Origin of the sequence: Bradyrhizobium sp. 521_C7_N1_3, assembly GCF_052075975.1 — a bacterium.
GTDB classification, from domain to species: Bacteria; Pseudomonadota; Alphaproteobacteria; order Rhizobiales; family Xanthobacteraceae; genus Bradyrhizobium; species Bradyrhizobium japonicum.
On sequence record NZ_CP197232.1, the window covers coordinates 9,332,091 to 9,358,830 of the forward strand.

Annotated in this window: 28 protein-coding genes; 14 read left to right on the top strand and 14 right to left on the bottom strand. The window is 64.5% G+C overall.

Annotated features, from left to right (window positions below):
- Window positions 1-19: 19 nt before the first annotated feature.
- The gene (locus tag AB7008_RS44285) at window positions 20-1,513 is read right to left on the bottom strand and encodes an FAD-linked oxidase C-terminal domain-containing protein (protein ID WP_304491600.1); all 1,494 of its coding nucleotides are present in this window, start codon (window positions 1,511-1,513) and stop codon (window positions 20-22) included.
- Between the two features lie 264 nt (window positions 1,514-1,777).
- Between AB7008_RS44285 and cycA the strand changes: the two genes are divergently transcribed.
- The gene (gene cycA / locus AB7008_RS44290) at window positions 1,778-2,173 is read left to right on the top strand and encodes a cytochrome c-550 CycA (protein ID WP_014491900.1); all 396 of its coding nucleotides are present in this window, start codon (window positions 1,778-1,780) and stop codon (window positions 2,171-2,173) included.
- 118 nt (window positions 2,174-2,291) lie between these two features.
- Here the strand turns inward: cycA and AB7008_RS44295 are convergent, their stop codons facing one another.
- On the bottom strand, window positions 2,292-3,248 hold the full coding sequence (locus AB7008_RS44295) for an alpha/beta fold hydrolase (RefSeq protein WP_441260908.1): 957 nt from the start codon (window positions 3,246-3,248) through the stop codon (window positions 2,292-2,294).
- 327 nt (window positions 3,249-3,575) lie between these two features.
- Between AB7008_RS44295 and AB7008_RS44300 the strand changes: the two genes are divergently transcribed.
- Entirely contained in the window at window positions 3,576-3,758 is a 183-nt protein-coding gene (locus AB7008_RS44300; RefSeq protein ID WP_014491898.1) for a hypothetical protein, read from the top strand.
- Between the two features lie 7 nt (window positions 3,759-3,765).
- On the opposite strand, the gene AB7008_RS44305 is transcribed toward AB7008_RS44300, so the two are convergent.
- The 3 genes from AB7008_RS44305 to ykgO form a co-directional block, all read right to left on the bottom strand.
- Window positions 3,766-4,026: a hypothetical protein gene (locus AB7008_RS44305; protein WP_028147974.1), complete on the bottom strand. Its 261-nt coding sequence runs from the start codon at window positions 4,024-4,026 to the stop codon at window positions 3,766-3,768.
- A gap of 124 nt (window positions 4,027-4,150) precedes the next feature.
- A complete protein-coding gene (locus tag AB7008_RS44310) occupies window positions 4,151-4,798 on the bottom strand; it encodes a tetratricopeptide repeat protein (protein ID WP_304491603.1) in 648 nt (215 codons plus the stop codon).
- A 107-nt stretch (window positions 4,799-4,905) separates the two neighbouring features.
- Complete coding sequence (ykgO, locus tag AB7008_RS44315) at window positions 4,906-5,031, bottom strand: type B 50S ribosomal protein L36 (RefSeq protein WP_006611362.1); 126 nt, start codon at window positions 5,029-5,031, stop codon at window positions 4,906-4,908.
- Window positions 5,032-5,362: 331 nt separating this feature from the next.
- Between ykgO and AB7008_RS44320 the strand changes: the two genes are divergently transcribed.
- From AB7008_RS44320 to AB7008_RS44335, 4 genes are all read left to right on the top strand, one after another.
- Window positions 5,363-6,247, top strand: a complete 885-nt coding sequence (locus tag AB7008_RS44320) for an amidohydrolase family protein (protein ID WP_028157903.1) — start codon at window positions 5,363-5,365, stop codon at window positions 6,245-6,247.
- Between the two features lie 227 nt (window positions 6,248-6,474).
- Window positions 6,475-7,206, top strand: coding sequence for a haloacid dehalogenase type II (locus AB7008_RS44325; RefSeq protein ID WP_441260909.1), 732 nt, complete (start codon window positions 6,475-6,477; stop codon window positions 7,204-7,206).
- A gap of 41 nt (window positions 7,207-7,247) precedes the next feature.
- Window positions 7,248-7,715: a YbaK/EbsC family protein gene (locus AB7008_RS44330; RefSeq protein ID WP_441260910.1), complete on the top strand. Its 468-nt coding sequence runs from the start codon at window positions 7,248-7,250 to the stop codon at window positions 7,713-7,715.
- A 194-nt stretch (window positions 7,716-7,909) separates the two neighbouring features.
- Window positions 7,910-8,776: an adenylate/guanylate cyclase domain-containing protein gene (locus AB7008_RS44335; protein WP_441260911.1), complete on the top strand. Its 867-nt coding sequence runs from the start codon at window positions 7,910-7,912 to the stop codon at window positions 8,774-8,776.
- 126 nt (window positions 8,777-8,902) lie between these two features.
- Here AB7008_RS44335 and AB7008_RS44340 read toward each other — a convergent pair whose 3' ends face one another.
- Together AB7008_RS44340 and AB7008_RS44345 are read right to left on the bottom strand one after the other, a co-directional pair.
- On the bottom strand, window positions 8,903-9,265 hold the full coding sequence (locus tag AB7008_RS44340; protein WP_028157900.1) for a hypothetical protein: 363 nt from the start codon (window positions 9,263-9,265) through the stop codon (window positions 8,903-8,905).
- Window positions 9,266-9,360: 95 nt separating this feature from the next.
- Complete coding sequence (locus tag AB7008_RS44345) at window positions 9,361-10,347, bottom strand: tripartite tricarboxylate transporter substrate binding protein (RefSeq protein WP_028157899.1); 987 nt, start codon at window positions 10,345-10,347, stop codon at window positions 9,361-9,363.
- A 148-nt stretch (window positions 10,348-10,495) separates the two neighbouring features.
- Here AB7008_RS44345 and AB7008_RS44350 point away from each other — a divergent pair, with 148 nt between their 5' ends.
- The gene (locus AB7008_RS44350) at window positions 10,496-10,753 is read left to right on the top strand and encodes a hypothetical protein (protein WP_441260912.1); all 258 of its coding nucleotides are present in this window, start codon (window positions 10,496-10,498) and stop codon (window positions 10,751-10,753) included.
- A gap of 117 nt (window positions 10,754-10,870) precedes the next feature.
- Here the strand turns inward: AB7008_RS44350 and AB7008_RS44355 are convergent, their stop codons facing one another.
- Both AB7008_RS44355 and AB7008_RS44360 read right to left on the bottom strand, forming a co-directional pair.
- Window positions 10,871-11,392 carry an REP-associated tyrosine transposase gene (locus AB7008_RS44355; RefSeq protein WP_441260913.1) on the bottom strand — a complete coding sequence of 174 codons (522 nt, stop codon included), beginning with the start codon at window positions 11,390-11,392 and terminating at the stop codon, window positions 10,871-10,873.
- Between the two features lie 130 nt (window positions 11,393-11,522).
- Window positions 11,523-12,458 carry a LysR family transcriptional regulator gene (locus tag AB7008_RS44360; RefSeq protein ID WP_041954098.1) on the bottom strand — a complete coding sequence of 312 codons (936 nt, stop codon included), beginning with the start codon at window positions 12,456-12,458 and terminating at the stop codon, window positions 11,523-11,525.
- 117 nt (window positions 12,459-12,575) lie between these two features.
- Here AB7008_RS44360 and AB7008_RS44365 point away from each other — a divergent pair, with 117 nt between their 5' ends.
- From AB7008_RS44365 to wrbA, 3 genes are all read left to right on the top strand, one after another.
- A complete protein-coding gene (locus AB7008_RS44365; protein WP_028147961.1) occupies window positions 12,576-13,328 on the top strand; it encodes an SDR family NAD(P)-dependent oxidoreductase in 753 nt (250 codons plus the stop codon).
- A gap of 50 nt (window positions 13,329-13,378) precedes the next feature.
- Window positions 13,379-14,077 carry a pirin family protein gene (locus tag AB7008_RS44370; RefSeq protein ID WP_441260914.1) on the top strand — a complete coding sequence of 233 codons (699 nt, stop codon included), beginning with the start codon at window positions 13,379-13,381 and terminating at the stop codon, window positions 14,075-14,077.
- Window positions 14,078-14,191: 114 nt separating this feature from the next.
- Window positions 14,192-14,791 (top strand): NAD(P)H:quinone oxidoreductase, encoded by a 600-nt coding sequence (gene wrbA / locus AB7008_RS44375; protein ID WP_441260915.1) that lies wholly within the window; start codon window positions 14,192-14,194, stop codon window positions 14,789-14,791.
- Between the two features lie 279 nt (window positions 14,792-15,070).
- On the opposite strand, the gene AB7008_RS44380 is transcribed toward wrbA, so the two are convergent.
- The 4 genes from AB7008_RS44380 to AB7008_RS44395 all read right to left on the bottom strand — a co-directional run bounded on the left by AB7008_RS44380 (window position 15,071) and on the right by AB7008_RS44395 (window position 19,796).
- Entirely contained in the window at window positions 15,071-15,955 is an 885-nt protein-coding gene (locus tag AB7008_RS44380) for a protein-L-isoaspartate O-methyltransferase family protein (protein WP_441260916.1), read from the bottom strand.
- 110 nt (window positions 15,956-16,065) lie between these two features.
- Entirely contained in the window at window positions 16,066-17,208 is a 1,143-nt protein-coding gene (locus AB7008_RS44385) for a GNAT family N-acetyltransferase (protein WP_304491611.1), read from the bottom strand.
- Between the two features lie 117 nt (window positions 17,209-17,325).
- Entirely contained in the window at window positions 17,326-18,678 is a 1,353-nt protein-coding gene (locus tag AB7008_RS44390; RefSeq protein ID WP_304491612.1) for an O-antigen ligase family protein, read from the bottom strand.
- A gap of 50 nt (window positions 18,679-18,728) precedes the next feature.
- On the bottom strand, window positions 18,729-19,796 hold the full coding sequence (locus tag AB7008_RS44395) for a glycosyltransferase (protein ID WP_304491613.1): 1,068 nt from the start codon (window positions 19,794-19,796) through the stop codon (window positions 18,729-18,731).
- A gap of 248 nt (window positions 19,797-20,044) precedes the next feature.
- Here AB7008_RS44395 and AB7008_RS44400 point away from each other — a divergent pair, with 248 nt between their 5' ends.
- Entirely contained in the window at window positions 20,045-21,031 is a 987-nt protein-coding gene (locus AB7008_RS44400; protein WP_441261286.1) for a glycosyltransferase, read from the top strand.
- 6 nt (window positions 21,032-21,037) lie between these two features.
- On the opposite strand, the gene AB7008_RS44405 is transcribed toward AB7008_RS44400, so the two are convergent.
- Window positions 21,038-22,066: a glycosyltransferase family 2 protein gene (locus AB7008_RS44405; RefSeq protein WP_304491614.1), complete on the bottom strand. Its 1,029-nt coding sequence runs from the start codon at window positions 22,064-22,066 to the stop codon at window positions 21,038-21,040.
- Between the two features lie 395 nt (window positions 22,067-22,461).
- Between AB7008_RS44405 and AB7008_RS44410 the strand changes: the two genes are divergently transcribed.
- From AB7008_RS44410 to AB7008_RS44420, 3 genes are all read left to right on the top strand, one after another.
- Window positions 22,462-23,262 (top strand): class I SAM-dependent methyltransferase, encoded by an 801-nt coding sequence (locus tag AB7008_RS44410; RefSeq protein WP_304491615.1) that lies wholly within the window; start codon window positions 22,462-22,464, stop codon window positions 23,260-23,262.
- 282 nt (window positions 23,263-23,544) lie between these two features.
- Window positions 23,545-25,923 carry an exopolysaccharide transport family protein gene (locus tag AB7008_RS44415; RefSeq protein WP_304491616.1) on the top strand — a complete coding sequence of 793 codons (2,379 nt, stop codon included), beginning with the start codon at window positions 23,545-23,547 and terminating at the stop codon, window positions 25,921-25,923.
- The gene (locus AB7008_RS44420; RefSeq protein WP_304491617.1) at window positions 25,916-26,722 is read left to right on the top strand and encodes a WecB/TagA/CpsF family glycosyltransferase; all 807 of its coding nucleotides are present in this window, start codon (window positions 25,916-25,918) and stop codon (window positions 26,720-26,722) included. Before AB7008_RS44415 ends, AB7008_RS44420 begins: the two co-directional genes overlap by 8 nt.
- Window positions 26,723-26,740 lie beyond the last annotated feature (18 nt).

Sequence of the window (26,740 nt, forward strand, 5' to 3'; positions counted from 1 at the left end):
CCATGCCGGGTATCGACCGTCAGAACCGCGGAATGTCCGGAAATGCCACCTTCCCGGCATGCACATGCATGCGGCCGAGCTCGGCGCAGCGGTGCAGGGTCGGAAACACTTTTCCGGGATTGAGCAGGCCCTGCGCGTCGAAGGCGCATTTCAGCCGCTGCTGCTGGTTGAGGTCGATCTCGGTGAACATGTCGGGCATCAGGTCGCGCTTCTCGATGCCGACGCCGTGCTCGCCGGTGAGCACGCCGCCGAACTCGACACAGGCGCGCAGGATGTCGGCGCCGAAGGCCTCGGCGCGCTCGATCTCGCCGGGCTTGTTGGCGTCGTAGAGGATCAGCGGGTGCAGATTGCCGTCGCCGGCGTGGAACACGTTGGCGCAGCCGAGCTGGTATTTCTCCGAAAGCTCCCGGATGCGGGCGAGCGCCTTCGGCAGCGCGCCGCGCGGGATCGTGCCGTCCATGCAGAGATAGTCGGGCGAGATGCGGCCAACGGCCGGAAACGCGGCTTTGCGGCCGGCCCAGAACAAATTGCGCTCGGCCTCCGAGGTCGAGATCTGGCAGGTGGTCGAGCCGCAAGCGTTCGCAATGGTCTCGACGCGGGTGATCAGCTCGTCGACCTCGATCTTGGGACCGTCGAGCTCGATGATGAGCAGCGCTTCGACGTCGAGCGGATAGCCGGCATGAACGAAGGCCTCAGCGGCGTGGATCGCCGGCTTGTCCATCATCTCCATGCCGCCCGGGATGATGCCGGCGCCGATGATGCGTGCCACGCATTCGCCGGCCGCCTCGACCTGCGCGAAGCCGACCATCAGCGCCCGCGCCGTCTCCGGCTTTTGCAGGATGCGCACCGTGATCTCGGTGATGACCCCGAGCAGCCCTTCCGAGCCGGTGATGACGCCCATCAGGTCGTAGCCGGCGTTCTCGCACCCCTTGCCGCCGATGCGCAGGATCTCGCCGCTCATCAGGACAATCTCGCAACCGAGCACGTTGTTGGTGGTCATGCCGTATTTCAGGCAGTGCACGCCGCCGGAATTCTCCGCGACATTGCCGCCGATCGAGCAGGCGATCTGCGAGGACGGATCGGGGGCGTAGTAGAAGCCGGCATGCGCGACCGCCTGGCTGATGGCGAGATTGGTGACGCCCGGCTCGGTGACGACGACGCGGTTGTCGAAATCGATCTCGCGGATCCGCTTGAACTTGCCGAGCCCGAGCAGCACGCCATCTTCCAGCGGCAGCGCGCCCCCGGACAGCGAAGTGCCGGAGCCGCGCGGAACCACCTTGATCCCCTGCGCGGCACAATATTTCAGGACGAGCGAGACCTGCTCGGTGGTGTCGGGCAGCACCACGACCATCGGCGGCTGCCGATAGGCCGTCAGCCCGTCGGATTCGTAGGCCCGCATCTCGGAGGCGCTGTCGATCACGCCCTCGCCGGGCACGATTGCGCGCAATGCAGCCACGATCTCAGCGCGGCGCGCCAGCACGGTCTGGTCGCTCGCGGGCATCATGATGGCCATAACATATCCTTCCGACTCGTAGCCCACGATCAAATTGTCGCGCCAAATCAACCACGTCCGCGCCTGTTTGGGTAGGCCATCCGAAAGTCGGAACGGCGATCTTCGGCGAGTTCGCTCTGGGACAAGTAGGACAGCATGAAACCTGTCATGGTTTGGCGGCTTGTCCAAGCCGGGCGGGCCTGCCAAAACCGGCAGGCCCGTCGTTTGCCGACCAGGCAAGACCGACCAGCCTAGACCCACCAGGGAAGAGACGAAGAGCACCCGATGACAAAACTGACTTTTGGCGCACTGATGATCCTCACCGTGACTGCCACCGCACCCGCCGCGATGGCGCAGGATGTTGCGGCCGGCAAATCGTCGTTCAACAAATGCCTGGCCTGCCACGCGATCGGCGAAGGCGCCAAGAACAAGGTCGGCCCCGAGCTCAACGGCCTCAACGGCCGCAAGTCCGGCACCGCGCCGGACTACAATTACTCGGATGCGAACAAGAATTCCGGCATCACCTGGGACGAAGCCACGTTCAAGGAATACATCAAGGACCCCAAGGCCAAGATCCCCGGCACCAAGATGGCGTTCGCCGGCATCAAGAACGAGAACGAGATCAACAATCTCTGGGCCTTCGTCGCGCAGTTCGACAAGGACGGGAAAATCAAGCAGTAAGCGCGCGATCGGCAGCCGCCCGGGCTTCGGTTCTGATTGAGTCCGAAGCGAAGCTCGGGATTGTTGTTTTGACGCGTTTTCTTCACACGAACCGGTATCCGCTTCGCTCGAAAACGCTTTAATCGGCGGCCGCCTGCGCCAGGACGATTTTCCCGATCATCGTCTCGATCTCCGTCTTCACGAGGTCCGGCACAGCGTTCTGCACCATGTGGCCGAGATCGGGCAGCACGATCAGCTTCGCACCCGGCACCATCTCGGCGAACGGGCGTGCGTGGATGTCGGTCTTCACCGTCTTGTCGGGCTCGCCGGCGATGATCGTGACCGGCGCCTTGATCTCGCCGTAACGCGCTGCCTGCGCCGTCACCGCTTGCTTCAGCGTCACCAAATCATAGGCATTGGCGATGAACTCGCGCGGACGCAGCAATAGCGGCGTCGCGGAGTCCTGCACGAAGCCGTCCGGCATGATTTGCGGCAGGAAGACGTTGCGCGCGCCAGCCTCGGCAACGAAATACCCCATCGGCAGCGTGATGGTGTAGGCGAGCAGCGGGCCGATCACCGGCGTTGCGATCATCTCGTTGTAGCGGCCGACGCCGCCGCGCCAGGGGTGGGTCACCGGCGCCAGCATGACGAGACCGGCGACGCGGCCGGGATGATCGAGTGCGATCCGCGCGCCGAGCGCACCGCTCCAGGAATGCACGACGAAGACCGCGCGATCGATCCCGAGCTTACCAAGCGCCTCGTCGATCATCCGGGCCTGGATCTGCGGCGTCGAATCCTGCCGCCGCATCCGCGTGCTCCAGCCGTGACCGGGACGGTCGATCAAAATGACGCGATGGTCTTTGGCCAGGAGGTCGCCGAGCGGACGCCGCATCGCTTCGAGATTGGAGCTCGCGCCGTGCAGCATCACGATCGGCACGCCTGAACCGCGCGGACCGATATCGACGACGTGAAGCACAGCGCCGTCGACCTCGACCATCCGGCCCTGAGGCGGAAAGGCGCGCTGCACGGCGAGGATGCCGGCCTGCGTGGCCAGCGCCAGCACAACCAGCGCGGTCACGACTGACATCACGATCATGGAGAGAATCCGGGCGATCCAGGGCACCTGGCAGTTACGAGACTAGCGGGCGGCAGTTTCGCGCCGTGAGATCCCGCGCTCCACGTGAAATGCCGGGGCTGTGGATATGTGCATAATTCCATCAAGAAAAAATGCAACAAAATCAATGGAATTCCTCGCAGCACGCAAGCCTCAGGCCAGCTTCATGCAGTCGTCATCGCGGCTTCCATATAATCGCCACGGTCGGTTCCGCCATCTAGGCGCGGGTGGGCGCCGATCCTCCTCGCAACTCCAGGAGATGCGGGAAAGGCCGGCAGGATTTGTCCTGATTTGAACCGGAGAATGTCGATGAGCTTCAGATCCAACGACACTGCGATCGACGAGATCGTGGCGAGCTGCAACGGTGACCTGCGCGGTGCCGTGCGAGCACTGCTTCTGATCAATGAGCATCTCGAGACGGAGCTTGCAAAGGCCTACGCCGCAGCCGCCGATCACGGCCTTGTCGAGCGCGCCGGAAGCATCCTGCACTAGGTGCAGGCTAGTTCGTTCCGTCCTCGTCCTTTTCCTCGTCCGGCGTGACCGCGGGGCAGGCGCGAATCGTCGAACGGGCAAGCTTGGCATCGGCCCTGGACTTGTAGGGACCGTCGCCGAACCAGATATCGCCGATGATCACGGGATTGCTGGTTACGATGTTGCATTTGCCCGTGGCGCGATTGCCGACCACCCAGAACAAGCCGTCGGCGAGGCTCACCGAGCCCGATGCGAGCAGCAATACACCTGCAAAGATCAAACGCTTCATGGCCGTGCTCCTGCCATGCAGGTAGGCCTGCGCGCGCTCCAACAATACCCCCGAGAACGCCGCACCTGTGATCGTGGTTAATCCGCGCACGCCGCAATCACTCGGGAAATGATCAACTTGTCCGCTAGATGTCGCGGCCTTCGACCTTCTCAGTCAGCGCCTTGACCTGGTCGGGGATCTTCTCGAGGTGCGGATTGACGGCCAGCGCCTTGCGGTAGGCCTCGAGCGCACGTTTCTCGTCACCGACCTCCTGCATGATCATGCCGAGGCCTGCGAGCGCGCCGAAATGGCGCGGCTCCCGGATCAGCACCTCGCGGATGTCGGCAAGCGAGCGGCCGTAGTCATTCTGCATGTAGTAGAGCGTGGCGCGCCGGTTCCAGGCCTCGATGTAGTCGGGCCTGAGCTTGATGACCGAATCCAACAGCTTGATCGCGATGTCGATCTTCTGCGCGTCGACCGCGGTCTTGGCCCGCGCCATCAACAGCGATGCGGTGTCGCTCGGGGTCTGGATCCAGATCGCCCAGATCCGTGCCTCGACATGCTTGGCGCTGGCCTCGTCGGGAGCGGCCTTCAGCGCGCCGAACAGGAAATCGAGATTCTTGCTGCGGTCCACCTTCGGCAGCTTGGCCGGCGCCTCGGGAAGCTTCTTCTGCTTGCCGGGCGGAGCCGGCGGATCAGCCTGCGCCAAGGCAGGAGTGACCAAAGCGAGACCGGCGGCTCCCAGAACGAGAGCCAGACACAGGGTGCGTGCGAAAGGGAATCTCACTGCCATGGCCAAAGTCTAGACGCGCAAAGCCGCCCTTGCAAAGCAAAGGCGGCGTCAAACTCGTGTGAGCCGTGGTCTTGCGGGGCGCGCGAGAGGCGACCGCGAGGGCAATATCAGCCCTGGCGAGCCTTGAAGCGGCGCTGCACCTTGTTGATCACATAGACCCGGCCCTTGCGGCGGACCAGGCGGTTGGCGCGATGGCGACCGCGCAGCGATTTCAGCGAGTTACGGACCTTCATGGCAGAATCCTGAACGTTCGAAAGGCCGTGTTCGGCACTACCGTTTCGGCACGCGCGAATGTGGCAAAATGAGATCTTTCCCGCTGGCGGACCGGCCGCCCGGGACGGGGCGGTTCTTAAGGCATGGGAGGACCGGATGTCAATGTTAACTGCCCGGTTCCGGACCAGCAAATTCTGGAAAACAACCCCATGCAAAGTAGAAAGCAAGGTAGAAACGGCCGGATCGGCCCGATCTACGCGTTTGTCGACTTGGGACTTCGCTCCCGACAACGCGCCTTGCCAAATTCGTTATATCATATAATCAATTCGGCAACCCGTCGGGAGGAAACCAATGCCGAAGCTGAAGCTGCCCAACATCGACGACGTCGTCGCCATCGACATCCACACCCACGCCGAGGAGCCCTGCGGCACCCATCCCGACGACGGCTATGACGATTTCCAGGCGCAGATGGCGGACTATTTCAAGTCGCCGCACAAGCATCCGCCGACCGTGCCGGAGACCGCGGCCTACTACCGCTCCAAGAATATCGCCGCGGTGATTTTCCCCGTCGATGCCGAGCGCGAGACCGGCTTTCGCCGCTATAAAAATGAGGAGATGCTGGAGATTGCCTCCGACCATCTCGACGTCCTCATCCCCTTCGTCTCGATCGACCCGCACAAGGGCAAGCTCGGCGTGCGCGAGGCGCGCAAGCTGATCGAGGAATACGGCGTGCGCGGCTTCAAATTCCATCCGACCATGCAGGGCTTCTACGCCAACGACCGCATGGCCTATCCGCTCTACGAAGAGATCAACAATGGCGGCGCGATCGCGTTGTTTCACACCGGCCAGACCGGCGTCGGCTCGGGCATGCCCGGCGGCATGGGCATGCGGCTGAAATATTCCAACCCGATGTACATGGACGACGTGGCCGCGGATTTCCCCGACCTCAAGATCATCCTCGCCCACCCCTCCTTCCCCTGGCAGGAGGAAGCGCTGTCGGTCGCAACCCACAAGCCCAACGTCTACATCGACCTCTCGGGCTGGTCGCCAAAGTATTTCCCGCCGATCCTGGTGCGCTACATCAACTCGATCCTTCAGGACAAGATGCTGTTCGGCTCGGACTGGCCGGTGATCACGCCGGACCGCTGGCTGTCGGACTTCGCCAAGATCGAGATCCGCGACGAGATCCGGCCGAAGGTGCTGAAGGCCAACGCGCGAAAGATTCTGGGGATCTAGGCGGGATTCATCGAGGGCTTCGGCTGACCGAAGCCCTCACACTCTGAGCACCAAATTGCGGATCGCGGCCCTGCTCGTGTTGTAGACGCTGAACTGAGGCGTCCCCATCATCCCCGCCGTCTTGAACTGTAGTCTGCTCCTGATGTGCTCCTTCATTGAGGTTGCACTGAGCTGGCGACCTCCCCACCTATCAAGAAGCATCGACCTTGACCCCGGAGGAGCGAGCCATGAGCATCAAGGCCGTCGTCTTCGACGCTTACGGAACGCTGTACGACATCCAGTCGGTCGCGGAGATCACCGAGGATGCATTTCCGGGCTATGGCGAGATCATCACGCAAATCTGGCGGATCAAGCAGCTCGAATACACCTGGTTGCGCTCGCTGATGCAGCGCTACCAGGATTTTGCCGCCGTCACGCGCGACTCGCTCGCCTATACGCTGCGCCTGCTCGGCCTCTCCTATGAAGGCGAAGCGTTCGAGCGGGTGATCGAGAAATATCTGCATCTCGATCTCTATCCGGATGCAGCCGCCGCGCTTGCGGCGCTGAAGCCGCGAAAACTCGCCATCCTCTCGAATGGCAGTCCGGACATGCTGAATGCGCTCGTGCGCAATTCCGGGCTCGACCGTCTGCTCGATGCCACCATCAGCGTGGATGCGAAGAAGGTCTTCAAGCCATCTCCAGAGGCCTACACGCTGATCGGCGAGGCGTTCGGCACCAGGCCGGGTGAGGTTCTGTTCGTCTCGTCCAACCCCTGGGACGTCGCGGGCGCGAAGTCGTTCGGGCTGAACGTCGCCTGGATCGAACGCGTGACGCCCGAGGCGATGGCGCTGGCTTGCGTCGAGAACGAACTCGTGGCACCGCTGACGATGTTCAAGGCGATCCGGACCCAGATGGACGAGCTTGGGTTCGCGCCGGATCATCGTGTCCGCGCGCTCTCGGAGCTGCCAACGATCGCCTAAGCATCGCCACCCGCACATAAGTCTGGAATGAGCTGACTGGAATGAGCCTTCAATCCGTTCGCGCCTTCTTCGCCGAGAAAGCCCCCGACATCTCCGTCATCGAATCCCCGATCAGCTCGGCCACGGTGCCGCTGGCGGCCGAAGCCTATGGCGTCGAGCCCGGCCGGATCGCCAAGACCCTGTCGTTGCGCATCGGCGAGCGTGTGATCCTGATCGTTGCCGCCGGCACCTCGCGCATGGACAACAAGAAGGTCAAGGCTGCGTTCGGCGGCAAGCCGAAGATGCTGGGGCTGGAAGAGGTCGCCGAGATCACCGGCCACGAGGTCGGCGGCGTCTGCCCGTTCGGACTGAAGTCGCCGCTGCCGATCTATTGCGATGTGTCGCTGAAGGCGTTCGACGTGGTGGTGCCGGCCGCAGGGTCGACCCACAGCGCGGTGCGCATCACGCCCGAGCGGATGGCGGAGCTCACCGCGGCCGAATGGGTCGATGTCTGCGAGCGCAGGCCTTAAGGCGGCTCCGGCCTGCACTCATAAACCACGGCGCCGAGGGTGACCTCACGCCAGGTCGGTTTTGGCACCTGGCTGGCCGCAATTCGTTGCACCGTTATGACGGGTTCGGGACTGGACAACCGGTCGTTGAGCCGCGATGGGGCCAGATGCGATGCCTGATGCAATTGCCGGTCAGGAAGGCTAGCATATGGACCATGGCCGACGACAAGGTGAAACGACGATTGACCACCGTCCTGTGCGCTGACGTGCAGGGCTATTCTCGCCTCATGGGAGCAGACGAGACCGGAACGCTGGAGACGCTGCGCCGCTACCGCGCTGCCTTTGCGGGACTGGTGGAGCGCCATGACGGCCGGATCGTGAATACTTGGGGCGATGCCGTGATCGCCGAGTTCGCCAGCGTCGTCGAGGCCGTGCAATGCGCGGTCGAAATTCAGCAGGAAATTTCCAACCAGGATTCGGACGCACCGCACGCCCACCCGATGCGGTTTCGCATCGGCATCAACCTCGGCGACGTGATGGTGGACGGGTCCGACATCTATGGCGACGGGGTCAATATCGCGTCGCGGCTGCAAGAGCTCGCCGAACCCGGCGGCGTCGTGATCTCAAGTTCAGTCTACGATCAGGTGCACAACAAATTGTCCGTTGGCTTCGACTGTCTCGGCCAGCGACCAATGAAGAACGTTGCTCCCATGACCAGCTATCGCGTGGCCATGAGCGGCCAAAGCGCTGGGCCACGGAGCGTCCCGGTTGACGAAAGCTTCACTCCCCGGGGGCGAGCAGTTGCAGATTCGGAAACTGGCGCTCGATGGATTGACAGCAGGCGCGAGCCATCCAATTGGATCGGCTTCGTCTCGGATTGGCTGGCGAAGCTGCCCCGCCCGGTTGCCGCGGCCCTCACGGTTTCGGGCTTTCTGATTCTGATCAACATTTTCACCGGCATGCACAAGATCTGGTTCCATTGGCCAGTCGCAGCAATACTCTTCGGTGTCATCTTGCGGACAGCGCTCGGGCATCGACCGGACTCGGACAGCAAGGGCGAGCGCCGAACGAGTCGGGAGTGAGGCGGTCGCGACCGCATCTGCGCGCCCAAGGTGCAATGAATTCGCGATGAATCGTCATCGCGTTTCAGGCTATGGCTTGAGCACGATCTTTTCGGACAATCGCATCACATTTTTCCCGATTACGCCCTAGTCGTTGTCATCATCATAATAGGGACGCGGCGGTGGTGGCGCGGCGACAGGCGGCGGCGCATTGTTGTAGCGCGGCGACGGCGCAGCCCGGCCGCGCGGGACCGGCTGTTGCGGCTGAGCCTGGTTGTTCGACTGGAACACCGCCCGGCATGCGCTCGAAAGCTGCGGCGTGTTCTGCTGCAGGCAGGCCACGATGCGGTTCGTATCCGGAATCTGGTCGCTGCAAAGGCGCCAGACATCCGGCGTGCACGCCATCTGCTGTTCCATTGTGCCGCGATATTCCTGGGCTGACGCCGCGCCCTGCGCGACGATGCCGCTGACCGCAAGCGCCAGACCCAACGCAATTCGCTCTGTTCGCATGTCCCGATCCTTCTCGATTCCCTTGATTTGTCTTCAATCAATGAGACGCGGTCAGGTTCTGAACCAACAAAAAAATGTGAAGGTGCGGCGGGAACCTATTCCACCCGGCCGATCTTCTTCACCGCCGCGATCAGCCGCGCGCTGTCCGTCGCCACGAATTGCGAGAATGCCGGCGCGTCCTGATAGGCAACCAGACTGCCCGAGGCCTCGAAGCTCCTGAGCACATCCGGGCTCGTCATCACCTGCGCCATCGCTTCGCGCAGGCGGCTCGCGACCGGCGCAGGAAGAGCACTCTGTGCAAAGAGCCCGGCCCAGATGTACATCTCGACGTCCTTGTAGCCGAGCTCCTGGAAGGTCGGAACGTCGGGGAAGCTCGCGATGCGCTGCGCGCCGCAATTGCCGAGCACGCGCAGCTTGCCGTCGTCGACCTGCGGCTTCAGCGTGCCGGGCGCGGCTGCTATCGCCTGCACGGTGCCGCTGAGCAGCGCGGTCAGTGCCGGGCCTGCGCCGCGGAACGGAACATGCAGCAATTTGATGTCGGCGCTGCTCGCGAACATCTCCATCGCGACATGCAGCGTCCCGTAAGGACCGGACGAGCCATAAGTGATCTGGCCCGGCCGCCTCTTCGCGTCCTCGACGAAATCCTGCGCCGTCTTCCACGGCGCCGAGGCCGGCACCGCGAGCAGCGTGGGATCGGCCAGCACGCGCGCGATCGGCATGAACTGCGAGACCTCGTAGGCGACGGGTCGGTCGAACAGACGGTCGGCCTCGGGGAGCACCGCGAGCGAGGACAGCGTCATCAGCAGCGTGTAGCCGTCGGGCTCTGCGCGCGCCGCCGCGGCATTGCCGACCGATCCGCCGCCGCCGCCGGCGCGGTTGTCGACGATGACGGGCTTGCCGAGGATCCGCTCCAGCGCCATCGCGACCGGGCGCGCTGCGAGATCGGCCTGACCGCCCGCCGGAAACGGCACGATCATGGTGATGTTGCGCACCGGATAGGCTTGCGCGAAGGCCTTGTCAGGCAATGCAGCCCGCAACAGCGGCAATGCCGCAGCGGCACGCAAGAGATCGCGTCGATCCATCATGGTCCCCTACCCCCCGATTTTCTTTTGTTTCGCCAGCCTAGCGTGCCGCGCGGCAAGAACAAGGCATTAACGAAGCATTGACCATGTCCGGCCCCGTCAGGAACGCATCCGTGAACCCGCTGTTGCCCTCCTGAAGGAGTGAGTGATGCGGAATCTTGCGACCATCGACGTCGCCCTGGACGAGATGCTGGTGAATCTCGCAGCGATCGTCATCCGGCTTTCAAAGCCCGAATTGACGCGAACGCCGGAAGCGCGGCGCGCGCTGGCGCAATCGGTCCATCAATACGCCGCCTGCGCGGCACGCTCGACCGACCCACGCGTTCACGAATTGAAGACGCAGCTGGAGGGAACGCTGAAGCCAGCCTTGCGCATTGTCGCGATCGACGGCGTGAAGGTGTCGTAGTGAGAAGTGGTGGGCACGCTTCGCTTTGCCCACCCTACGAGAGTAGTTCGGGAGGGATCGACGAGCGAGATCTCGTAGGGTGGGCAAAAGCGCGCTCTTCGCGCGCCGTGCCCACCATCATTCTCCGAACTGTCCCGCGATATCCCGCATATCCCCTCCCCAATCCACGGGGAGAGTGCCTTGGTCGACGTAGCGATGGAAGCTGCTGAGGGACCAATCGCGCACACGCGTGACGAGGCCATGCTTCACTGGATTGAAGTGGATGTAATCGACGTGGCGCTCCAAATCGGAGTCGTCGCGAATGGCGTGCTCCCAATAGCGGCGCTGCCAAATGCCTTTCTCGCGCTTGAGCAGCTTACTTGCGGAGCACTCTTGCCGCTCTAAACCCCGCGAAAAGCCGCCCTTAATCAGATTCCAGCGCGACGAAAAATCGACGTCTTGGTCCGGAAGCGACCAAACGGCATGGAGATGGTCGGGCAGGATACAAATAGCGACCGTCTCGAACGGGCGGCGCTGCTGGACGGTCCGATAAATTCGCCTCAGGCGATCAACTTGGTCAACGAGGAGAGTGCTGGAACGGTCGGCGAGCACGACCGTGAAGAAGAACGTGCTGCCCTGTGCGCGCCGATATCGAGACACTTGCGCTCCCTCAGGCAAAGTCGTGGGCACGCTTCGCTTTGCCCACCCTACGATAGCTTGCGCGGACGATAGACTAGCGAGATCTTGTAGGGTGGGACAAGGCGCGAAGCGCCGTGCCCACGAACGATAGCTATAACGTCTTCCCGCCCTTCTTCGGCCGCCGCTTGCACGTGCCCGGCAGCTTCGCTGCGAGAAAATCGCCGAGCGCCTCGACGCGCGCGGGGCGCGGGCCGCCGGGTGGCGTCACCAGATGGACGGCGCCTTCGGCCTGCTTCCAGTCTTTCAGGATCACCTCGACCTCGCCGGACGAAATCGCCTCGCCGACGATGAACTCGGGCAGCTCGGCGATGCCGAGACCGGCGATCAGCGCCGGCATCACCGCTTCACCGTTGTTGACGCGAAGCTGTCCGCCCGGACGGACGCTGGCCTGCTCGCCTGCCGAATTGGTGTAGTTCCAGACATTGGGCGTGGAGAGATAGGCGTAACTGAAGCATTTGTGTTCGGCGAGATGCATCGGATGCGTCGGCCGGCCATGTTTCTTGAGGTAGGACGGCGCGGCCACGGTGAAGCGCGGCATGGTGAAGAGCCGCCGGGCGATCAGCGAAGAGTCCGGCAGCCGCGCGATCCGCACCGCCATGTCAAAACCCTCGCCGATCAGATCGATGGTCGCATCGCTCAGATGCAGATCGACCGAGACCTCCGGATAGGTTTCGAAGAACTCCGGCAGCAGCGGCGCCACCGCCTTGATCCCGAACGTCATGGGCACGGCGAGCCGGACCAGGCCGCGCGGCGCCACCGATTGCGCCAGCGCCTCGTTCTCGGCCGCCTCGCCGTCGACGAGCAGGCGCGTGGCGCGTTCGGCGAGCTTGTGCCCGGCGTCGGTCAGCGCCAGCCGCCGCGAGGTGCGGTTGAACAGCCGGGCACCAAGCCGTTCCTCCAGCCGCGTGACCGCCTTCGACACCGTTGCCTTGGACATCGCGAGCTCGCTCGCGGCCCCCGCAAACGACCGTAACTCCACGACTTTTGCGAAAATCGCGAGCGCCTCGAAATCGGGGAGTTTTGCCATGTGCGCCGGTCCAATCGGGGTATTTTAGGAAACAATGTGTTTCGACAGTTTCTATTTCTATACCACAGGCGGAGGTTTATCCAAGGGTCATCAGACATTCAGGAATGGAGAAATCCAATGACCAAGAAGCTCTCAGGCAAGGTTGCCCTCGTCACCGGCGGCTCGCGCGGCATCGGCGCGGCCTCGGCTCGCGCTCTCGCCGATGAAGGCGCGGATGTCGCCATCAGCTACGTCGCCTCGCCCGAAAAGGCCGAAGCGGTCGTCACCGAACTGAAGGCCCGCGGCGTCAAGGCCCGCGCTTTCAAGGCCGACCAGGCCTCGGCCAAGGACGTGACACAGCTCGTCAACGACGTCGCCAGGGAATTCGGCCATCTCGACATCCTCGTCAACAATGCCGGCGTTGCCGCCGGCGGCGCGATCGACGATGCGAAGGCTGACACGGCCGCACTCGAGCGGCAGGATTCCATCAACGTGCACGGCGTGATCGCGGCGATCCGCGCTGCTTCGCAATTGATGGGCGAAGGCGGCCGCATCGTCACCGTCGGCTCCATGCTCGCCGACCGCGCCTCGTTCCCGGGGCTTGCCGACTACGTCGCCACCAAGGCGGCCGTCGTCGGCTACACCAAGGGCGCGGCACGCGACCTCGGCCCGCGCGGCATCACCGTGAACGTGGTGCAGCCCGGCTCGATCGACACCGACATGAACCCGAAGGATGGCGGCGAGTTCGCCGAGACGCAGCGCAAGCAGCACGCGCTGCAGCGCTTCGGCCGCCCCGAGGAAGTCGCCGCCGGCGTCGTGTTCCTCGCAAGCCCGGAAGCCTCCTTCGTCACTGGCACGGTGCTCAACGTCGACGGCGGGTTCGGCGCCTGATCCAGGCGCCAGCCGTTCAGCCCAAGGGATCACACAAAGGAATTACGCAGATGATCGAACTCAGACCTTTCGCAAAGCTCGGCGGCGCCGATCACGGCTGGCTCAAGGCCAAGCACCATTTCTCCTTCGCGAGTCACTACGATCCAAACAACATGGGTCACGGCGCCTTGCGGGTGTGGAACGACGACGAGATCGCGCCGAACACCGGCTTTCCCGCCCATCCTCACGCCAACATGGAAATCATCACCTATGTGCGCGAGGGCGCGATCACCCATCAGGACAGCCTCGGCAACGAGGGCCGCACCGAAGCGGGCGACGTTCAGGTGATGAGCGCCGGCAGCGGCATCCGCCACTCTGAATACAATCTGGAGCCGACGCAAACGCGCATCTTCCAGATCTGGATCGAGCCGACGGCGCGCGGCGGACAACCGACCTGGGGCTCGAAGCCGTTCCCGAAGGCGGACCGCTCCGGCAAGCTCGTGACGATTGCGAGCGGCATCGAGGGTGACACCGACGCGCTGCCGATCCGCGCCGATGCACGGGTGCTGGCCACCACGCTGAAGGCCGGTGAGAGCGCGGAATACGAACCGCAGAAGTCGCGGCATCTGTACCTCGTGCCCGCGGCAGGTTCCCTCGAGATCAACGGCGTGCGCGTCAATGCCCGCGACGGCGCCGCGATCCGCGACGAGGCCAGGCTGAAGATCACGGCACTCGAAGACACCGAGCTCGTGCTCGTCGACGCCGCGTAAGCGACGCGCCCACACCGACTCGTGATGCCCGGCCTCAGGCCGGGCTCCCATCTCATTCGCAACGACAGCGAACCAGACGACTCACCCCATCACGATATCCCTACGGAGACCACCATGACCAAAGTTCTCGTCCTCTATTATTCCGCCTATGGCCACATCGAAGCGATGGCCAACGCCGTCGCCGAAGGCGCGCGCGAGGCCGGCGCCACCGTCGACATCAAGCGCGTGCCCGAGCTGGTGCCGGCCGAAGTCGCCAAAGCGTCCTATTACAAGGTCGATCAGGCAGCCGCCGTCGCCAAGATCGAGGACCTCGCCAATTACGACGCGATCATCGTCGGCACCGGCACTCGCTTCGGCCGCATGGCCTCGCAGATGGCAAACTTTTTGGACCAGGCCGGCGGGCTCTGGGCCAAGGGCGCGCTGCACGGCAAGGTCGGTGGCGCCTTCACCGCGAGCGCGACCCAGCATGGCGGCCAGGAGACGACGCTGTTCTCGATCATCACCAATTTGCTGCATTTCGGCATGGTCGTGGTCGGCATGAATTACGGCTTCGCCGGCCAGATGAAGCTCGACGAAGTCACCGGCGGCGCCCCCTACGGCGCCACCACGATTACCGGCGGCGACGGCAGCCGCCAGCCCAGCGCCAACGAGCTCGCCGGCGCGCGCTACCAGGGCCGCCAGATCGCGGAGACCGCCAAGAAACTTCATGGCTAAACTTCACGGCTGAGCGCAGTTAGGCTTTGCGTACGAACGACTGCATGGCTGATGCGACGGGGGCGGCGTTCTCATTCGGGAATGCCGCCCCATCTACGTGGTCAGGATATTTGACCAAAAGCGATACGAATGGCTTTCGAACTCTTGTTGATCGCGCAGATGATCCGCAGGCCTGCGCAGGCATTGGCGCGGCGATGGTATTGCCGCAGCCTGTTCCGCGCCTCACGCGGCCGGCTGCAATGCGCCGGGTGCACGAAATCGTAAGGCGTGAGCGATCCGTCACGCCTGCGTGAGGTCGGCGTGGGGCTTGATTGGAACCGTCGGAACGGGTGCCGCACCGGTCGAAAGCCACCAGCCCTCACCAGCAAACCAGCACGTCTCGTCCGCAGCGCCGCCTCTGCGCAGCGACTGCACGCTCTCCCATCCTTTGGCGAAGGCCTCGGACAATCGCCGACCGGCATCCGCGTCCTGCAGTCCCGCGCAGCCGATGAATTGGGCCCGACTCAGGAATTTCGCCGGCCAGACCGCGCCCTCCTCCGGGCGCGTGATCATCAACATGCCACCGAGCATGCCCTCCGGCGCCAACGGGAACACCAGCCGGCCGCCGGGCCGTAGCGCATCGAGCCATTGCGTGGCCGGCTGTGCCGCGCCCGCACAGACATAGATCACATCCGCGGCCGGTAAATCGGACGCGATGCCCGAGCGATCTTCCAGCTCGACATGCGGGATGTCCTTCAGATTTTCGCGCGCGAGTGCCGCCAGGCGTTCGTCGATCTCATAGGCATGGACACGGCCCGAAGGTCCCGTGAGCTCGGCGAGAATGGCCGTGTAGTAGCCGCTGCCGGCACCGATCTGGATCACCGTCTCGCCTTCCCGCACGCCGCAGCCGCTGAGCCAATAGGCGTGCGCGCCGGGCATCCCGATATTGAGGCCGCGCGCCGGCTCCAGCGCCAGAAGCGTGTTCTGATAGAGGAAGGCGGGATCATCGTCGGGCGTCACGACATAGGGATGGCCACCGACGGAGATCGACCACGGTCCGGGTCCGGCGAAGGGTTCGCGCCTGACCGTGCGAAAGGCCCGCTCGATACGGGGATCCGTCGTCTTGGCCGCAGCGCAGATCAACTGCGCATAGAATGCGCGATATTTTGCCGAACGATCTTCCATGTCGCCTCCGAAAAGTGAAGGCGACGATAGCACAACGTCCGCGAGAACCGGAAGCACAGCGCCGTCGCGCGTTTGTGTCAGTGCGATGACGCAGGTACGGACGGCCTCCGTCACCGCATCTTGCGTATCGCCCGGCTGGCGACGGCGGCGAGCCTGGGATAGCGACGCAGGTTCTGCGCGGCATGGTCGCGCCATGCATAGGGAGCGCCGCGCCAGGACAGCGCGATGCTGACGTCGGTCAATGCGACCTTCTCGGCGCCGAAGCGGCGCTTGTAGTCCTGGTTGCCGATGCTGAGATCGAAACGGCGGACGCCCTCTGCATGCAGCTCCGCCATGGTACGCTCGGTGACGAGCAGCCCCGGCGAGCAGCTCGACCATGACTCGCCGGCGTGGCTGATGCGCAGAAGGAAATAGTTCGCACCAGACCTGACGCCGAACGTGGTCGCGACGACGGCCTCGTCGCAGACCAGCGCCGAGATGACGGCATAGCCCTCCGCGATACCCTGGCGGGCGACCTCGCGATAGAATCGGGCATGAGCGTCGTCGTTGAGGACGAAGCGCGAGCCGAGCTTTCGCATGCGGGCCTGCTGCTGGACATCCATCACGTCCAGCAGCTCGCGCGCACGCGCGACATCCGTGGCGATCTCGAACCGCGCGCCGGCATGACGGCTGAAGACCCGCCAGCAGCGCGGCATCTGCATGCGCTTGATCGAGGCCCGATAGGCCTCATAGTCGTCGCCCGTCAGCACGAGATTGCCGTTGAGCGAGCAGGATCCGATCCGTCCAAGCGACACCAGCGGGTTCGGCTTGCCGCCGACATGGGCCGGCATCTTCTTCAGCCGCAGCAGATCGAAGCGGTCGGGCAAGGCGCGCACCGCGTCGACCAGTGCCCTGCCGATCGCATCCGTCGCCGCCGTGTCCAATGCGGCATCGAGCGCCAGGATCGGCGCGTTGTTGTCGGAGACGCCGAGGTCGGCGAATTCGACGATGCGGATGCCGCGCCTGATGTGGCTGATCATCGGCACCACCGCGATGTCCTTGCCGGTCGCGGCATCGGAGATCAACGCGATCAGCGGTGCAGAGTCGTGGAACGCCTCGTACCATGCGCCGAGCCAGTAACCGTGCTGGAACGCGGTGCGATGCCCCGCGCTCAGGCGCGATGCGGCCTGCCGCCAGTCACGCACGAAATCGACAGCGATTCCCGACGTGCTGGACACAAGACCATCTGATTGCTCGACGCTGAGAAACGTCATCCGCGGGACATGCGATTACTGAATGTTTCCAGATAGATTATGTTTGTCGCAGACCACAAGTGACGTAGCGGCTTATCGTTAAGCCAACATCACTATCGCTCCGGCTGCGACAAGCTGTCAGCGCTCCGGTTCCGTCTGTTCGACGCATTGGAACCTGGCAAGGAAATGCAGGCCAGCCACTGCAAGCGCGAACATGAACCAGATCGGGTTCTGCCGTTCGAGCAGGAAGGTCTCGGTGGCCCCGTAATACAAGCCGAACAGCCACACGGTGAGGAACAGTTTTGCCAGCGCGCGGCTACGGCTGTGAGCCTGGGCCGACTGGAAATTCCCGAGGGGGGCGAGCACGAAGACGAGGATCACGAGCAGCAGCCCCGGCAGGCCGATGGTGATCGCGAGGTCGAGATAACTGTTGTGGCTATGCGCGGCGGACGTCGCCCATTCCGATCCCTGAGCGGTCTGCCGCGCGGTCACGTCGTCCCAGAACGCCGCATAGCCGTGACCGATGATCGGCTTCTCGGCGACAGCCGCGAGCGCGAACTCCCAGATGGCGGACCGGCCGGTGAAGGTGGGATCGAGGGGAAGCAGCCGCGTCAGCGCCCCGAGCGCCGGGTTCAGGACGCTGCCGACCGTCAGCAGGTTCATCACGATCAACGGCACGAAGCAGATGACCCGCTTCAGCCACAGGCCTGGCGTGACATAGACCAGCGAGGCGAGCGCGTAGATCGCAAGGCACAGCACCGTCGATGTCTTTCCGCCGGTGAAGATCAGGAAGATGCCGGCCAGCGCCGCGATCGCCGGTCCCATCACGAACGAGCCGACGGCGGACAGGTAAATTCCGACATAGACCAGGATGGTCATCACGGGCGAAGCGATGTTCTTGTGGCCGAAGCTGCCGCGCCAGTCGCCGGCAAGCTGCGGCTCGGTGAGGTCGAGCGCGGTGTGCATCGAATATTGCGGCGCGAGGAAGACGCCGAGATAGCACAGCACCAGCAGCACGAGCGCGGCGCCGCCAAGGCACAGGTTGAACGTCCGCTGCGTCGGCGGCAGCAATGGCAACAGCATGGCGAGCGACGTCACGCTGACCGCCAGCACGAAGCGCTGGATCGAAACGCCGCGGCTCTCGGAGAAGACGATGTTGATCAACAGCCAGCCGACGAGGCAAAGATGCAGCGGCGTCACCAGGCTCTTCAGCGCGGGTGCATCGGTGGCGGCGACGAACAACATCGCGACCGCAGCCAGCAGACCCCAGGAGATATAGGTGAGCGCCATGCGCCCGCCGACGACAGTGGTCACGTCCTCGTTGCGAAGGTCAGGAAACGGATCGAGCGTGACGAGCACCAGCAGCAGCGCCGCGACCGCGACGAGGCAGCGCGCCGCCTGCGCGGCATTCAGCCCCGCGAGCCCATCGTGCAGCATGTGGCCCAGCGTTCGGGTCTCGACGTCGGTCATGTCAGCGGCGCTGCGATCCATGCTTCGTTCCATGGCTCAAGGCAGGTGGTGAAGCCGGGGAAGCTTTGGGTCTAGCCCATCCTTGTTAAGCATCCGTCAACCAATAGGCCCGAGGCCTGCGTTGCCGCCTGCGGGCGCACGATGCTGTGCGCGATCTCGTAATATTGCAGCGCGCGCTGCTCCAGCGTGAGATTGTCGAGCACGAAGCCGCGCGGATCGAACGCATCAGCCGTGCACCCGGCCCAGAAACTGTCCCAGCCCGCCTCGAACCCTGCGGTGTCGATGAACTTGGCACCGCAGCGGTCGTCCCAATACGGCACCGACGACACCGGCGCGAACTGGACGCGGTGCGGATAATAATCCGGGTCGCGCCACGGGCCGCCGGGATCCCAGGCGAACACCGGCACGCCGCAGGACAGAGCCTGCTGATAGGCGATGCCCTGGCTCTCGTTCTGGCACAGGAAGATCATCGCGCGCGAGCGCGCCAGCGCGGCCTGATAGTCTTCTTCCTTGTAGCTGCCGTAGCGCAATTCCGTGAACGAGCGTCCTTCCTTGAGAAGGCGGGCGCGGACCGGCTCGATCAACTCCGGCGCATAACGCTCGCGGTCCCAATGGACCTTGTCGTAGATCAGGACGTCGACGGTCTTTTGCGACGGCGCCGACGGTGCCCAGAGATCCGTGTCGATGCCGATCGGCCACGCCTCGGTGTCGGGCCAATACGGCCGGTACATGTCGACATACCAAGGGCCTGGCACCACGACCTTCTTCACCGGCAGCCGCTTGAACAGATCAGGATCGTCCAGCGGATGATTGTGGGCGGCGACGCCGAGCAGGATCGGATTCTTCCACGCGAACTTGTCGAGCAGGAAAGTGCGGCCGATGATGCACGCAAGCTCGTCGGGATGCTGCGCGATGTAGCCGTAATCGTTGACGCGGTAGCGGATGCCGAGCCGGTCGAGCCCTGCGCAGAGATTGAGGAACACGCGAAGCTGCCCGCTCATGCGCGGCTCGCCGAGCAGCATCCGGCGCGCCATGCGCCGCAGATGCCGGTCGCCGGGAAACCAGCGATCGTCCTTGTCCTCGTAGAAGAGGTTGAGGACGATGGCATCGGGGTCTTGTTCGAACGTCTTTGCGGGCACTAGATCCATCCGCGGCAAACAGGTCCGCATTCTCGCATGGGACCGGCTGTCGCACTCTTCCAAATTTGCGACAGGCTTAATGCCCGCGGCTTAACGCTAATTGACGAAACCAGCGGCGTGCAGACCTTCGCGACAACGATTTGGTCGTAATGCGAGTATCATTCGCGGCGGGCCAATGTTGCGATTGATCGCAATGCCAGTCGGCAGATGCGCCCTGGTTAACAAATCCTTAAAGGCGAGCCGTGGCTCTGATCACCGCCGAAGATGTTCTCGATTTGCCGGCTACCTCGCGCGTCGTTCCGGCGCCGCGTCTCCCGCTGCCGGCCGGCTCGACCACGTCGGTGTCCGTCGTCATTCCCGCCAAGAACGTTGCAGCCTATATCGGCGAAACCCTCGCCAGCGCACTGGCGCAAGGCGAGATCAGTGAAGTGATCGTCGTCGACGACGGCTCGAGCGACACCACCACGGCCATCGTCCGCGCCATTCGTGATCCGCGGCTGCGCCTGATGACCAACGGCTCCGCCGGCGTATCCGCCGCGCGCAATCTCGGCGCACGATATGCGAGCGGCGAATGGCTGCTCTTCCTCGATGCCGACGACCGCCTGCGCCCTGGCGCGGTGGCGGCACTGCTGGCGGCGGCCCGCGCCGCTCCACGCGCGGTTCTCGTCTACGGCGACTACAACACGATCGACAGCGAGGGACGGCAGATCGGCCGGCGTGGCCTGCTGAAAGGACGCCGCAAGCCGTCCGGCGACGTGCTGGCGCGGCTCGCCAGCGGCAACTTCATCGTCAATGGCGGCATCGCGCTCGCACGTGCGGAGGCCTTCCGCGCCATCGGCGGCTTCGACACGTCCCTCAGATATTGCGAGGACTGGCATTGCTGGTGCCGCCTCGCCGCTATCGGCGAGTTCGAGTTCGCACCAAAGCTCCTGCTCGACTATCGCCTGCACACCGCCAACACCATGAATGCGGCCGTGCGGACGCCGAAGGACTTCTTCCCCGCGATCGCGCGGGTGTTCGACGATGGGCTGATCCTGGCGAGACTGCCCGAGGGCACGGCGGCCGGGCTGCGCCAGGCCGCCGAGGTCCATCTCGTCACCTATTCGGCGATGCAGGCCGTCCGCTTCGGCCGATATCGCGACGCCTTGGCTTATCTCGGGATGGTCGGCCGACGCTCGCTCAAAGCGCTGCCGCGCGCCGCGGTCAGGGTCGCCCTCGCCCGTTTGGGCATCTGACCCGCGTCAAGATACGATTTTCGACGCTTCATAAGGCTTCGGTGCGAAGCCGAACGCCGCGAGCATGGAGCCAAGCGCGACCAGCGCGGGATGCATGGCGACGACGGCCTTCGATGTCGCGAGAAGACGGGCGGAACGCACCAGCGACAGCGGCAGCCGTCCGAGCATCTGCGCGAACACCCGCGCCCGCGCGCCCGCGCTTGGTGCGGCCTTGTACTGCACGCGATAATTGATAGCGCCAATACGCAGGCCGCGCTTGGCGATCCAGCCGAGGCTGGTGCGGCTTTGCGGTACGGTCTCGGTGATGACCGCCTCTGCCGTCCAGTGGAAGATCATGCCGGCATCGCGGCACCGCACGAAGAAATCGCAGTCGCCGCCGCCGAGGAAATTGAAGCGCAGGTCGAAGGCGGGACGATCGAACCGCTCGAACGCCGCGCGCGTGATCAGGCAGTTGCCACAGCCATAGATCAGCGGCACCGCGCCGCTGTAATCATAGGCGGGGCAGAAGGCGGGATGACGTGCCAGCCACGGCTTGCTGTCATCGTCGAAGACCGGCAGCACCGGCCCGCCGACCACGTCGGCGCCGGTCGCCTCCGCGGTGCGAACCATCAGCTCGAGCCAGTCGGGCGAGGCGATCTCGTCGTCGTCGATCATCAGAAAGCGGGTCGCGGCGGGAAACAGCGCCTGCGCCGTCTCGAAGGCGGCGTTGATCGCCTGGCAATTGCCCTGCCGCTTCTCGACCAGGCAAACGCCCTGGAGCCGGCCATCGGCCAGATACTCTGCGGCAACCGGCGTGCTTTCGCGCCCCACCGCGTCGTTCTCGACCATGACCACCGCGAAAGAGCGCGGAGTGCGCTGGCTCGCGAGCGAGTCCAGCGTCAGCCGCAGATGGTGCGGGCGACGGAAGCAGGGAACGCAGACGACGATGCCGACCGACAGGTCGATGACGCGCGAGCTCGCCGCGATCTCCCGGTTGGGATCGCGCACGGCATCCGAGATCCGGCTGGCGGAAAGGTCTGTCGGGATCAGCGTCATGGCATCCTAGATGTCCGATATGTATTGAAAAAGCCCTGCGTCGATCGCGCAGGCATCGGCGCTGTCCTGCGACGGCACATCGCCGCGGGCAGATCAGTCCCAAAATGAACGGCTGGCCCGAGGCTCGCGACGGCGCAACGCCGCCGATCTCCCGCCCTCCATACGCTTAACCGCTTTTGCGCGTTTCTCCTGCAAGTTTCTGCATACGTGATAGTGCAATTCGCAGTCCATCGCGCGCACACCAGCGCAACATGGACAATGCCGTAGTTAACGCCTGCCCGCATTAACCCGACCGTAAGCACCGCGACCGGTGAAGCGGCGCGGCACCGGATTTGCTCTTCGGGCATGCGAGATTTTTCCTGTAAATTTGAGTCGAACAAGCGCGGTCAGAAAAAATGAACAAGCCAGCCTCGATCGATTTCGCGACAGCCACGGCGATCCAAGTCCCGGCGGCCAGTGCACGCACCCAGGCGCTGCACGATCTGGTCCCCGGCGAAGCCCGCGACAGCCTGCTCGCCGTCCACGACGTGCTGCGCCGCGAGCTGCCGCAGGGCCAGCTCGCGACCTACGAGGCCGGCGGCGGCTCGTGCAGTGTTCTGCCACCGGAGCTGCTCGACCGCAGCAAGGTCACCGTCGTCGACATCGACGAAGACCAGGTCCGCAACAACACTTACGCGGACGAGGCGATCCTCGGCGACGTGCAGACTTACAGCTTTGGACGCGAAACCTTCGATCTGGTGATCTGCTACAACGTGATCGAGCATCTGCCCCATGTCGATGCCGCGTTGCTGAATTTCCGCGACGCGCTCAAGCGCGGCGGAATGATCCTGATCGGCGCACCCAATCCGCGCTCGCTATCGGGCGTCGTCACCAAATACTCGCCGCACTGGTTTCATGTCTGGTTCTACCGGAATATCCGCGGCATCAAGGATGCCGGCCTGCCCGGAGAGCCGCCGTTCCCGACCTTCTTCCATCCGCTGGTGACGCTGCCGCGGCTCGAAGCATTCGCCGCGGCCAACGGCCTCGAGATGATCTACCGCCGCGAGGTCGAGAGTCCGCGCTATCCCGAGATGCGCCGGCGCAAGCCGCTGTTCGCCGCTCTGGTCGATGCCGCCGCTGCCGTGATGAACGCCGTGCTGCCGGGCGGGATCGACGTCCGCCGCGGTGATTACCACGTCATTCTGCGCAAGCGCTGACAATCATGGCACGCACGCGGTCCATCGCAGGACGAGCGAAGCCTGGCGGCCTCGCTGCGCGCGGTAACGAACCGTTAATCCCTGGGGGACCTCAGCGTCACCGCGACGCGTCGAAGAGTGGCGTGCGCTTAAACGCTTTGTTTGCCATTTCGGTGAATAGTCCCTCAATGAGTATGGTTAATTTTCCCTGTTGCGTTGATTGGGCACCTATATCCCGGGTGCGTGGCGTAAAGCGAAGAGTAACCCCTCAGCCCGCGGTCGTTGGAATGAAAGCTGGGGACTATGCTTGACTACAACCAGCCGATAGATCGGGCCGGACCGGAGGCCCCGCAGCAGAAGTCTCAAGCCGGCTTCAACGTGCTGGAGCTCGTCAATCTGCTCTGGCGGCGGAAGATCGCGATTGCCGCTGCCGCGCTCCTCGGTGCGACGCTTGCCGTCACCGTGGGCAAGAGCGTGACGCCCCGTTACACCGCCACCGCCCAGCTCTACGTCGACCCCCGCGAGCTTCAGCTCGTCGATCGCGAGCTCACGCCGCGTGCCCAGGACGTCTCCGGCATGGCCATGGTGGTGGAGAGTCAGGCACGCCTGATTACCTCGAACAGCGTGCTGCTCCAGGTGATCCAGCAGGCCAATCTGGACAAGGATCCCGAATTCGGCGGCGGCGGTGACGCCAGGAGCCTGATGTCGTCGCTGCTCGGCCTGATCGGCCTTCAGCCCCGCGCGCCCTCCGCCGCGGAGACGAAGGAAGTGCAGCTCGCGGCGCTCGATGCGCTGAACAGGCACATCACGGTCCGCAAGACCGAGAAGAGCTTCATCGTCGACATCGAGGTCTGGTCGACCGATCCGGCGAAGGCGGCGATGCTCGCCAACACGCTGACCAGCGCCTACCTCGCCGAATCCCGCAACTCGCAGGCGTCGGCCGCGCGACGCGCCACCAACGATCTCTCCGGCCGCCTCAAGGAGCTGCGCGAGCGGCTGCGCAGCGCCGAGACCGCGCTCGCCACCTACAAGGCCCAGAACAATTTCGTCGGCACCCAGGACGCGCTGATCAGCGACCAGCAGCTCTCTGCCAGCAACCAGCGGCTTTCCGCGGCCCGCGCGGCGACGATGGACGCACAGGCGCGGCTCGACCAGATCGAGGCGAGCCGGCGCACCGCTGCCGATGCCGGCGCGAATTCGGAAGCGCTGCAATCGCCGACCATCGCGAACCTGCGCGCCCAATATGCCGACGCCCGCAAGAAATATGCGGAGCAGGCCGGCGAGCTCGGCCCGCGGCATCCGGCGCTGCGCCAGACCGAGAAGCAGGTCGAGGATCTCAAGCGCACCATCAACGAAGAGATCGATCGCTTCGCGCAGTCGGCCAAGAACGATCTGACGCGCGCCCGCGACTTTGAAGCCTCGCTCAACCGGGCGCTGGAAGCGCAGAAGCGGCAGAGCGTCCAGCTCAGCCAGGCCGCCGTGCGCCTGCGCGAGCTCGAACGCGAGGCCGATGCCAGCCGCGACGTCTATCAGTCCTTCCTCAAGCGCTCGCGCGAGACCGAGGAGCAGGAGACCCTGAACACCTCGGCGGCCCGCGTCATCGGCGAAGCCACCGTGCCGCAGCGGCGCTCGTTCCCGCCGGCGATGAGCATGTTCGCCATGATCGGCTTCATCTTCGGCGCGCTCGCTGCCGCAAGCTGGTTCGTCGCGGCCGAGCTGCTGTCCGCCGGTGCGACCGCGCCGGCAGCGCCCACACCGGCCCGTCGTGAGCGCACGCCGGCACCGCGGGCTCCGCGAGCACCGGAGGTTTCGCGGACACCGGAGATAGCCCAGCCGCAACCGGCTCCGCGAGCTCCGGAGGTTGCGCAATCTCTACCGGAGCTGGCCGCGCCATCGCTGCAGCCGGAGATGGACGAAAATACGCTGATCGGAAAGCCGCTGATCGCGCGCCTCCAGGAGGCCGACGTCATTCACACGCTCGGCGCCATCCTCGCCACCGGCGGCGGCGTCGATCTGACCCGGCTGGGCTGGCCGACGCTGCGCCCTGGCTTTCCGCTGACGACGCTGCTCAACGCCTGGCGCGACATGCGCACTGCCGTGGCCCGGCGTGCCGGCGGCAAGGCCATGCCGGTCATCGCGCTCGTCGGCGCGGGCGAGACCACCGGGCGCAGCGTGACCGCGCTGAATTTCGCGCTCGCAGCCGCGCGCGACGGCGCCCGCGTGCTGATGATCGATGCCGACCATCAGGCACACTCGCTCTCGAACAAGGTGAGCCGCCCCGGCAAGAGCGAGCCCAGCCGGCTCGGCTGGCTCTCGATCGGCAGCAAGGCCGCGCGCGAGATCAAGACAGTCAACGGCATCTCGGTGCTGCCGGCCGCCGACGGCGATGCCGGCAAGGCGACTGAGGCCATGCGCAAGGCCATCGAGCAGGCGCGCGCCGCCGGCGGCTACGATCTCGTGATCCTCGATGGCCCCGTGACACCGCTTGGTGCGGCCAGCCGCAAGCTGCTCGACGACGCCGACGCGCTGGTGGCGGTGCTGCCGACCAGCCTCGACATCAACGACGGCCTGGAAGAAATCCTGAACACGCTCGGTCGCGCCGAGCGCAAGCTCGTCGGCGTCGTGCTCGACGAGCTCACCCCCGCAACCCAGGCGCGCCAGCGAGGCAGACAATATGCTTGAGCGCCGCGTCAATCTGGACGGCAGGGCCGCAACCGCCGACGTGCCGCGGATCACCGTCGGCGGCCTTCGCATGGCCGCGCTCGACATGGAAGCAACCGCCGATTTCATGATCGCGGCCACAGATCCCGGCAAACGCATCGGCCGTCCGCTGCATCTGACCTCGGCCAATGGCGAGGTGCTGGCGCGCTGCTCGACCGAGGCAGAGACCGAGCGCCTGTTCCGCGGCGCCGACCTCATCAATGCCGATGGCCAGCCGCTAGTCGCGGCCTCGCGGCTACAACATTGGTTTCCACTGCCCGAGCGCGTCGCGACGACGGACCTGTTCCACGTCGTTGCACGCAAGGCCGAAGCGCTCGGCCGTACCTTCTACATGTTCGGCGCCAGCGAGGCCGAGAACACCGCGGCGGTCGAGAACGTCCGCAAGCTCTATCCGCAGCTCAAGATCGTCGGATACAGCCACGGCTATCTGCGCGGCGAGGACCTGCGCGCGAAAGTCGAGGAGATCAACGCGCTCGCCCCGGATTATCTCTGGGTCGCGCTCGGCGTGCCCAATGAGCAGGCATTCGTCGAGGAATACACGCCGCTGCTGACCAATGTTGGCGTTATCAAGACATCCGGCGGCTTGTTCAACTTTTTATCGGGCAGCCGGTCCCGCGCGCCGCAATGGATGCAGAAGATCGGACTCGAATGGGCCTGGCGCACATGGCTCGAGCCGCGTCGCCTGCTCTGGCGCTATTTGACCACCAACCCTCGCGCGCTCTATCTTCTCTTCAGCCGCAAACGGCCTTCCAATCGCTGAGAGAAGAGTAGAAGACGA

Excerpts from the sequence above, each read along its gene's own strand:
- AB7008_RS44345 (WP_028157899.1), bottom strand. The coding sequence starts at position 10,347 with ATGGATCGACGCGATCTCTTGCGTGCCGCTGCGGCATTGCCGCTGTTG.
- AB7008_RS44385 (WP_304491611.1), bottom strand. The coding sequence starts at position 17,208 with ATGACGTTTCTCAGCGTCGAGCAATCAGATGGTCTTGTGTCCAGCACG.
- AB7008_RS44330 (WP_441260910.1), top strand. The coding sequence starts at position 7,248 with ATGAGCCTTCAATCCGTTCGCGCCTTCTTCGCCGAGAAAGCCCCCGAC.
- AB7008_RS44340 (WP_028157900.1), bottom strand. The coding sequence starts at position 9,265 with ATGCGAACAGAGCGAATTGCGTTGGGTCTGGCGCTTGCGGTCAGCGGC.
- AB7008_RS44410 (WP_304491615.1), top strand. The coding sequence starts at position 22,462 with ATGAACAAGCCAGCCTCGATCGATTTCGCGACAGCCACGGCGATCCAA.
- wrbA (WP_441260915.1), top strand. The coding sequence starts at position 14,192 with ATGACCAAAGTTCTCGTCCTCTATTATTCCGCCTATGGCCACATCGAA.
- AB7008_RS44295 (WP_441260908.1), bottom strand. The coding sequence starts at position 3,248 with ATGATCGTGATGTCAGTCGTGACCGCGCTGGTTGTGCTGGCGCTGGCC.
- AB7008_RS44305 (WP_028147974.1), bottom strand. The coding sequence starts at position 4,026 with ATGAAGCGTTTGATCTTTGCAGGTGTATTGCTGCTCGCATCGGGCTCG.
- AB7008_RS44325 (WP_441260909.1), top strand. The coding sequence starts at position 6,475 with ATGAGCATCAAGGCCGTCGTCTTCGACGCTTACGGAACGCTGTACGAC.
- AB7008_RS44420 (WP_304491617.1), top strand. The coding sequence starts at position 25,916 with ATGCTTGAGCGCCGCGTCAATCTGGACGGCAGGGCCGCAACCGCCGAC.
- AB7008_RS44320 (WP_028157903.1), top strand. The coding sequence starts at position 5,363 with ATGCCGAAGCTGAAGCTGCCCAACATCGACGACGTCGTCGCCATCGAC.
- AB7008_RS44370 (WP_441260914.1), top strand. The coding sequence starts at position 13,379 with ATGATCGAACTCAGACCTTTCGCAAAGCTCGGCGGCGCCGATCACGGC.
- ykgO (WP_006611362.1), bottom strand. The coding sequence starts at position 5,031 with ATGAAGGTCCGTAACTCGCTGAAATCGCTGCGCGGTCGCCATCGCGCC.
- cycA (WP_014491900.1), top strand. The coding sequence starts at position 1,778 with ATGACAAAACTGACTTTTGGCGCACTGATGATCCTCACCGTGACTGCC.
- AB7008_RS44365 (WP_028147961.1), top strand. The coding sequence starts at position 12,576 with ATGACCAAGAAGCTCTCAGGCAAGGTTGCCCTCGTCACCGGCGGCTCG.
- AB7008_RS44390 (WP_304491612.1), bottom strand. The coding sequence starts at position 18,678 with ATGGATCGCAGCGCCGCTGACATGACCGACGTCGAGACCCGAACGCTG.
- AB7008_RS44380 (WP_441260916.1), bottom strand. The coding sequence starts at position 15,955 with ATGGAAGATCGTTCGGCAAAATATCGCGCATTCTATGCGCAGTTGATC.
- AB7008_RS44310 (WP_304491603.1), bottom strand. The coding sequence starts at position 4,798 with ATGGCAGTGAGATTCCCTTTCGCACGCACCCTGTGTCTGGCTCTCGTT.
- AB7008_RS44285 (WP_304491600.1), bottom strand. The coding sequence starts at position 1,513 with ATGGCCATCATGATGCCCGCGAGCGACCAGACCGTGCTGGCGCGCCGC.
- AB7008_RS44415 (WP_304491616.1), top strand. The coding sequence starts at position 23,545 with ATGCTTGACTACAACCAGCCGATAGATCGGGCCGGACCGGAGGCCCCG.
- AB7008_RS44350 (WP_441260912.1), top strand. The coding sequence starts at position 10,496 with ATGCGGAATCTTGCGACCATCGACGTCGCCCTGGACGAGATGCTGGTG.
- AB7008_RS44405 (WP_304491614.1), bottom strand. The coding sequence starts at position 22,066 with ATGACGCTGATCCCGACAGACCTTTCCGCCAGCCGGATCTCGGATGCC.
- AB7008_RS44300 (WP_014491898.1), top strand. The coding sequence starts at position 3,576 with ATGAGCTTCAGATCCAACGACACTGCGATCGACGAGATCGTGGCGAGC.
- AB7008_RS44360 (WP_041954098.1), bottom strand. The coding sequence starts at position 12,458 with ATGGCAAAACTCCCCGATTTCGAGGCGCTCGCGATTTTCGCAAAAGTC.
- AB7008_RS44335 (WP_441260911.1), top strand. The coding sequence starts at position 7,910 with ATGGCCGACGACAAGGTGAAACGACGATTGACCACCGTCCTGTGCGCT.